The 5,629-nt window shown below is 71.9% G+C and carries 5 protein-coding genes; 1 reads left to right on the top strand and 4 read right to left on the bottom strand.

Features of this window, described 5'->3' with window-relative positions; translation table 11 throughout:
* Nucleotides 1-179: 179 nt before the first annotated feature.
* On the bottom strand, nucleotides 180-1,631 hold the full coding sequence (locus tag QH283_RS09985) for an NAD-dependent succinate-semialdehyde dehydrogenase (protein WP_280502732.1): 1,452 nt from the start codon (nucleotides 1,629-1,631) through the stop codon (nucleotides 180-182).
* Between the two features lie 153 nt (nucleotides 1,632-1,784).
* Between QH283_RS09985 and pgi the strand changes: the two genes are divergently transcribed.
* Nucleotides 1,785-3,422 (top strand): glucose-6-phosphate isomerase, encoded by a 1,638-nt coding sequence (pgi, locus tag QH283_RS09980; protein WP_280502731.1) that lies wholly within the window; start codon nucleotides 1,785-1,787, stop codon nucleotides 3,420-3,422.
* Nucleotides 3,423-3,458: 36 nt separating this feature from the next.
* On the opposite strand, the gene QH283_RS09975 is transcribed toward pgi, so the two are convergent.
* The 3 genes from QH283_RS09975 to QH283_RS09965 all read right to left on the bottom strand — a co-directional run.
* Nucleotides 3,459-4,142 carry a nucleoside/nucleotide kinase family protein gene (locus tag QH283_RS09975; RefSeq protein ID WP_280502730.1) on the bottom strand — a complete coding sequence of 228 codons (684 nt, stop codon included), beginning with the start codon at nucleotides 4,140-4,142 and terminating at the stop codon, nucleotides 3,459-3,461.
* A gap of 19 nt (nucleotides 4,143-4,161) precedes the next feature.
* On the bottom strand, nucleotides 4,162-5,022 hold the full coding sequence (locus QH283_RS09970; RefSeq protein WP_280502729.1) for an NmrA/HSCARG family protein: 861 nt from the start codon (nucleotides 5,020-5,022) through the stop codon (nucleotides 4,162-4,164).
* A gap of 9 nt (nucleotides 5,023-5,031) precedes the next feature.
* Nucleotides 5,032-5,629: EamA family transporter (locus QH283_RS09965; RefSeq protein WP_280502728.1), on the bottom strand; the 598-nt coding region annotated here is incomplete at its 5' end.

Below are 5,629 nucleotides of genomic sequence, written 5' to 3'. Positions count from 1 at the left end.
TGTTGTGTTGATGCGCCCGCCGGGGGCGCGGGTGCCCTCGGCAGACCCCCCCGACCGGGCCGCGGGCCGCGGGGCTCGGCGGCCCCGGCCCCCTCGTCGTGTCCGGCTCGCCCCTCGTCGTGTCCGGCGCGCAGCGCGATGTGGTTGGGAGCGCGATGTGGTTCAGAGCGCGATGTGGTTCAGAGCGCGATGTACTTCGTGGACAGGTACTCCTCGATGCCCTCGAAGCCGCCCTCCCGGCCGAACCCGGACTCCTTGACCCCGCCGAACGGCGCGGCCGGGTCGGAGATGACGCCCCGGTTGACGCCGACCATGCCGGTCTCCAGCCCCTCGGCGACGCGCAGCGCGCGATCCAGATCGCGGGTGAACACATAGGCCACCAGCCCGTAGCGGGTGTCGTTGGCCGCCGCCAGGCCCTGTTCCTCGGTGTCGAAGGTGACGATCGGCGCGACCGGCCCGAAGACCTCCTCGGCCAGGATGCGCGCCCCCGCTGGCACCTGGTCGAGCACGGTGGCCGGGTAGAACCAACCCGGTCCCTCCGGCGTCGAGCCGCCCAGCCGCACCCTGGCCCCGCGCGCGACCGCGTCCTGCACCAGCTCGCTCACCGTGGCCTGTTGGTCGGCGTTGATCAGCGGGCCGAGCGTGGTGTCGGGGTCGGCGCCAGGGCCCATCCGCACCGAGTCACGCACCGCGGCCACGAACTTGTCGGTGAACTCCTCGGCCACCGCGCTGTGCACGTGGATGCGGTTGGCCGCCGTGCACGCCTCGCCGCCGTTGCGCAGCTTGGCCAGCAGCGCGCCCTGCACCGCCGCGTCGACGTCGGCGTCGTCGAACACCACGAACGGCGCGTTGCCGCCCAGTTCCATCGAGGTGCGCAGCAGCTTGCCCGCCGACTGCTCGACCAGCTTCTTGCCGACCTCGGTGGACCCGGTGAAGGTCAGTTTCCGCAGCCGGGGATCGTCGAGCAGCGCCCCGGTGACCGCGCCGGACGTCTTGGTGGTGATCACCGAGAGCACCCCGTCGGGCAGCCCGGCCTCCGCGCACAGCCGGGCCAGCAGCAGCATGGTCAGCGGCGTCTCGGAAGCGGGCTTGACGATCATGGTGCAGCCCGCGGCCAGGGCGGGGCCGATCTTGCGGGTGCCCATCGCCAGCGGGAAGTTCCACGGCGTGATGGCCAGGGCGGGACCGACCGGTTGTTTGTGCACGATGATCCGGCCCGTGCCCGAGGGCGCGTGCTGGTAGCGGCCGTGCACCCGCACCGCCTCCTCGGCGAACCAGCGGAAGAACTCCGCGCCGTAGCGCACCTCGTTACGGCTCTCCGGCAGCGCCTTGCCCATCTCCAGGGTCATCAGCAGGGCGAATTCCTCCGCGCGGGCACTGATCGCCTCGAACACCGCGCGCAGGATCTCGCCGCGCTCGCGGGCCGGGGTGGCCGCCCACCGCTGCTGCACCGCGACCGCGGCGTCGAGGGCGCGTACCGCGTCCTCGGGGGTGGCGTCGGCGACCTCGGTGAGCACTTCGCCGGTGGCCGGGTTGTGCACGGGGAAGGTGCCGCCGCCGGTGGCGTCGACGGGTCCGCCGATCCACAGTCGCGTCGGGACGGATTCGAGTAGTTCGCGTTCGGACACCATGACGCCAGCCTAGACAGCGCGGACGGTGCGGCACCGCGCCTTCGCCCAGCGATTCCGCCCGGCTCCCGCCGTTGTCCCCGCCCGCGCCGCCGCACCCGGTGAGTGGGCGCATTGCCTGTGCACGCCCGCCCGGCGGTGAGTAACCTCGGCGGCGTGAGCAGCGACATCACCGCATCGGCGGCCTGGCGGAAACTGCACGATCATCACGGCGTTCTCGCGCACCGGCACCTGAGGGAGCTGTTCGCCGAGGACCCGGAGCGCGGCCGCGAGCTGACGATACGGGTCGGCGATCTGCACATCGACTACAGCAAGCACCGGGTGACCCGCGAAACTCTCGCGCTGCTGGTCGAATTGGCGCGCGAGGCGCGGGTGCCCGAGCACCGCGACGCCATGCTGTCCGGCGCGCACATCAACACCTCGGAGAACCGCGCCGTCGGTCACGTGGCGCTGCGCCTGCCCGAGGGCGAGTCGCTGGAGATCGACGGCGCCGACGCCGGCGAGCAGGCCCGCGAAGTCCTGCGCCGGATGGGCGAATTCACCGACGCGCTGCGGTCGGGGCAGTGGCGTGGCGCCACCGGCGAGCGCATCCGCACCGTGGTGAACATCGGCATCGGCGGCTCCGATCTCGGGCCCGTCATGGTCTACCAGGCGCTGCGCCACTACGCCGACGCGGGCATCGCCGCGCGCTTCGTCTCCAATATCGACCCCGCGGACCTGGTCGCCGAACTCGACGGCCTCGATCCGGCGACCACGCTGTTCATCGTCGCGTCCAAGACCTTCTCCACGCTGGAGACCCTGACCAACGCCACCGCCGCCCGCCGCTGGCTGGTGGCCGCGCTGGGCGAGCAGGCGGTGGCCAGGCACTTCGTCGCGGTGTCGACCAATGCCGAGCGGGTGGCCGCCTTCGGCATCGACACCGAGCACATGTTCGGTTTCTGGGACTGGGTCGGCGGCCGCTATTCGGTGGATTCCGCCATCGGCCTGTCGGTGATGGCGACCATCGGCAAGGAACGCTTCGCCGAGTTCCTGGCGGGCATGCACGCGGTCGACGTCCACTTCGCCACCGCGCCACTGGAGGCCAACGCGCCGGTGCTGCTGGCCATGCTCGGCGTGTGGTACTCGAACTTCTTCGGCGCGGAATCCCGGGCGGTGCTGCCCTATTCGAACGATCTCGCCCGTTTTCCCGCCTACCTGCAACAGCTGACGATGGAATCCAACGGCAAGTCCGTGCGCGCCGACGGCACCCCCGTCACCACCTCCACCGGGGAGATCTTCTGGGGCGAGCCGGGCACCAACGGCCAGCACGCCTTCTACCAGCTGCTGCACCAGGGCACCCGGCTCGTACCCGCCGATTTCATCGGATTCGCCCGCCCCACCGACGATCTGCCCACCGCCGACGGCACCGGCAGCATGCACGACCTGCTGATGAGCAACCTGTTCGCCCAGACCAAGGTGCTCGCCTTCGGCAAGACCGCCGAGGAGATCGCCGCCGAGGGCACCGACCCGAAGGTCGTCCCGCACAAGGTGATGCCGGGCAACCGCCCCAGCACCACCATCCTCGCCCCGAAGCTCACCCCCTCGGTGGTGGGCCAGCTGATCGCCCTCTACGAGCATCAGGTGTTCGTGGAGGGAACCGTCTGGGGCATCGACAGTTTCGACCAGTGGGGCGTCGAGCTCGGCAAGCAGCAGGCCAACGCGCTGGCCCCGCTGCTGTCCGCCACCGACGACCCCGAGCCGCTGGACGACTCCTCCACCGCCGCCCTGGTGCGCTGGTACCGCGACAACCGCTGACCCGTGGCGCCCCTCACGACCGGATCGCGAGGGGCATCACGACTCGCTCACCACGTACCCGTCGCCCTCGGCCCGCAACGCCAGATCCGCCCGGCCCCGGGTTCTCGCGACCAGTTCCGCGTTCCGCAGGTCGCTGAGTTCCACCTTCTCCCTGGCAGCCGCCTCCGACCGCCCGCCGTCGCGATGCCGCCGTGTCAACCGCGTGGCCAGTGTTTCCCGCTCGGCATCCAGATACCAGCATTCGTCCAGCAGCCCCCGCACCCGGTGCCAGGCCCCCAGCACCGGGTCGTCCATCAGCAGATAGTTCCCCTCGGTGATCACGATCCGCTCCCCCGCGAACACCGTCCCCGCGGGCGTCGGCTCGTCCAGCGCCCGATCGAAGGTGGGCCACTCGACCGCCTCACCCACCGGCGCCGCACGCAATCGCGCCAGATTCCCGGCGAACCCCGCGCTGTCGAATGTGTCCGGCTCCCCCTTCCCCGCCCGCCTGCCCAGCTCGTCGAGCCGTGCGTTGGACAGGTGATAGCCGTCCATCGGCGCCACCCCGGCGAGCGTGTCACCGTCGTTCAACGCCGCGCACAGCGTGTGCGCCAGCGTCGATTTCCCCGCCCCGGGCGGACCGGCGATCCCCAGGAGATACCGTCCGCCCGCCCCGGCCGCCCGCTCCCGCACCGCAGCCGCCAGCTCGGCGACCGACACCTTCCGCGCACGTCCCCTCATACCGTGCACGGTAGCCCGCTCACCGCGACGGGACGTTCCGCCGCACCCACTCCGAGAAGGTGGTCAATCCCGGGTACCGGGAACGCAGGGCCGGAATGTCGGCCCCATAACCGTGCGCGTTCAGCCATTCGTACATCTTCGCGAATTCGACGGCCGCCGAACGCACCTGCGCCATCGGCACCTGACGCAGTCGCGTCGGCACGCCGTCGGTGGCGGTGAACAGCGCGGCGATGTCCGCGACCGGGCGTTCGTCGCCGGCGATCTCGACAGTCGAGCCGATATGGGTGCCCGGGTCGGCGAATGCCGCCGCGGCGATGCGGCCGATATCGGAGACCGCGATCATCTGCAGGGAGAGGTCGGCGTCGAGGGGTGTGGAGATCACCCGCTCGCCGCCCTCGTCGCTGATCGCATACCGCCAGTTCTCCATGAAATACACCGGACGCAGCACCGTCGCGGGCACGCCGAGCGCCGCGATATGCGCTTCGATCTCCAGTTTGGTCTGGAAATGCGCCACGCCGGAGTCGCGGTCGGCCACGGCGACCGAGCTGTAGACCAGATGCGCCACGCCCTCGGCGGCGGCCGCGTCCGCGAGGTTGCGTCCCTGCCGCACCTCCGTCTCGGGAGCCGGCGCGGCCATGTCGGAGGCCTGCACGCTGAACACGCCGTGCGCGCCCCGGGCCGCCGCACGCAGACCGGCGGGATCGTCGAGATCGCCGGGGACCAGACGGGCGCCGAGCCCGGCGAGCGCCTCGGCGGCCGGGGTGGACGGATCGCGGACCAGCGCCCGCACCTGCCAGCCGTCGCGCAGCAGTGCGCGGGCGACAGCGCCACCCTGTTGTCCGGTCGCACCCGCGACGAGCACGGTGTGACTGGTGTTCATGACATTCTCCTACGCAGCGAGGGACGAAGCCGGGCGAAGACGCGCGGGGGGCGGCACCTGCCCGGCGGCGACGGCGGCGAGGGTGAGCACGAAGCCGACGATCTGCACCGGCCCGAGCAGTTGGCCGAGCAGGGCGGCCCCGAGGAGCGCGGCGACCAACGGGGAGAGCAGCCCCAGCAACGAGACCGAGGTGACCGGCAGGGTGACGATGCCCTGGAACCAGACGATGTAGGCGATCAGCCCGCCTGCGAGCCCCAGCCACAGATAACCGGCCCCGGCCGCGAGCCCGATGGCCGGCGGCGGCCCCTCGATCACCAGCGTCAGGGGCAGCAGGAACAGACCTGCCGCTGTGAGCTGCCACCCGGCGAACGCGACCGGTGTGGCCTCCGGCGGCCTGCCCCAGCGTTTGGTGAGCGTCACGCCGAGCGCCATGGCCACCGCGCACCCCACGCCCGCGGCGACCCCGGCCCCGTCCAGCGCCGCCGCCGGCCCGAGCACCACCAGCCCGACACCCACGACGCCCGCCACGCCCCAACCCACCCCCCCCCCCTCTGGCCGCGGCGGCCACCCCACCGCCGCCAGTGCGACCCCCAGCAGCGGCTGTACC

It is taken from the genome of Nocardia farcinica (genome assembly GCF_029867845.1).
Taxonomy (GTDB): Bacteria; Actinomycetota; Actinomycetes; order Mycobacteriales; family Mycobacteriaceae; genus Nocardia; species Nocardia farcinica_A.
This window is presented reverse-complemented; position numbering and strand designations above follow the sequence as displayed.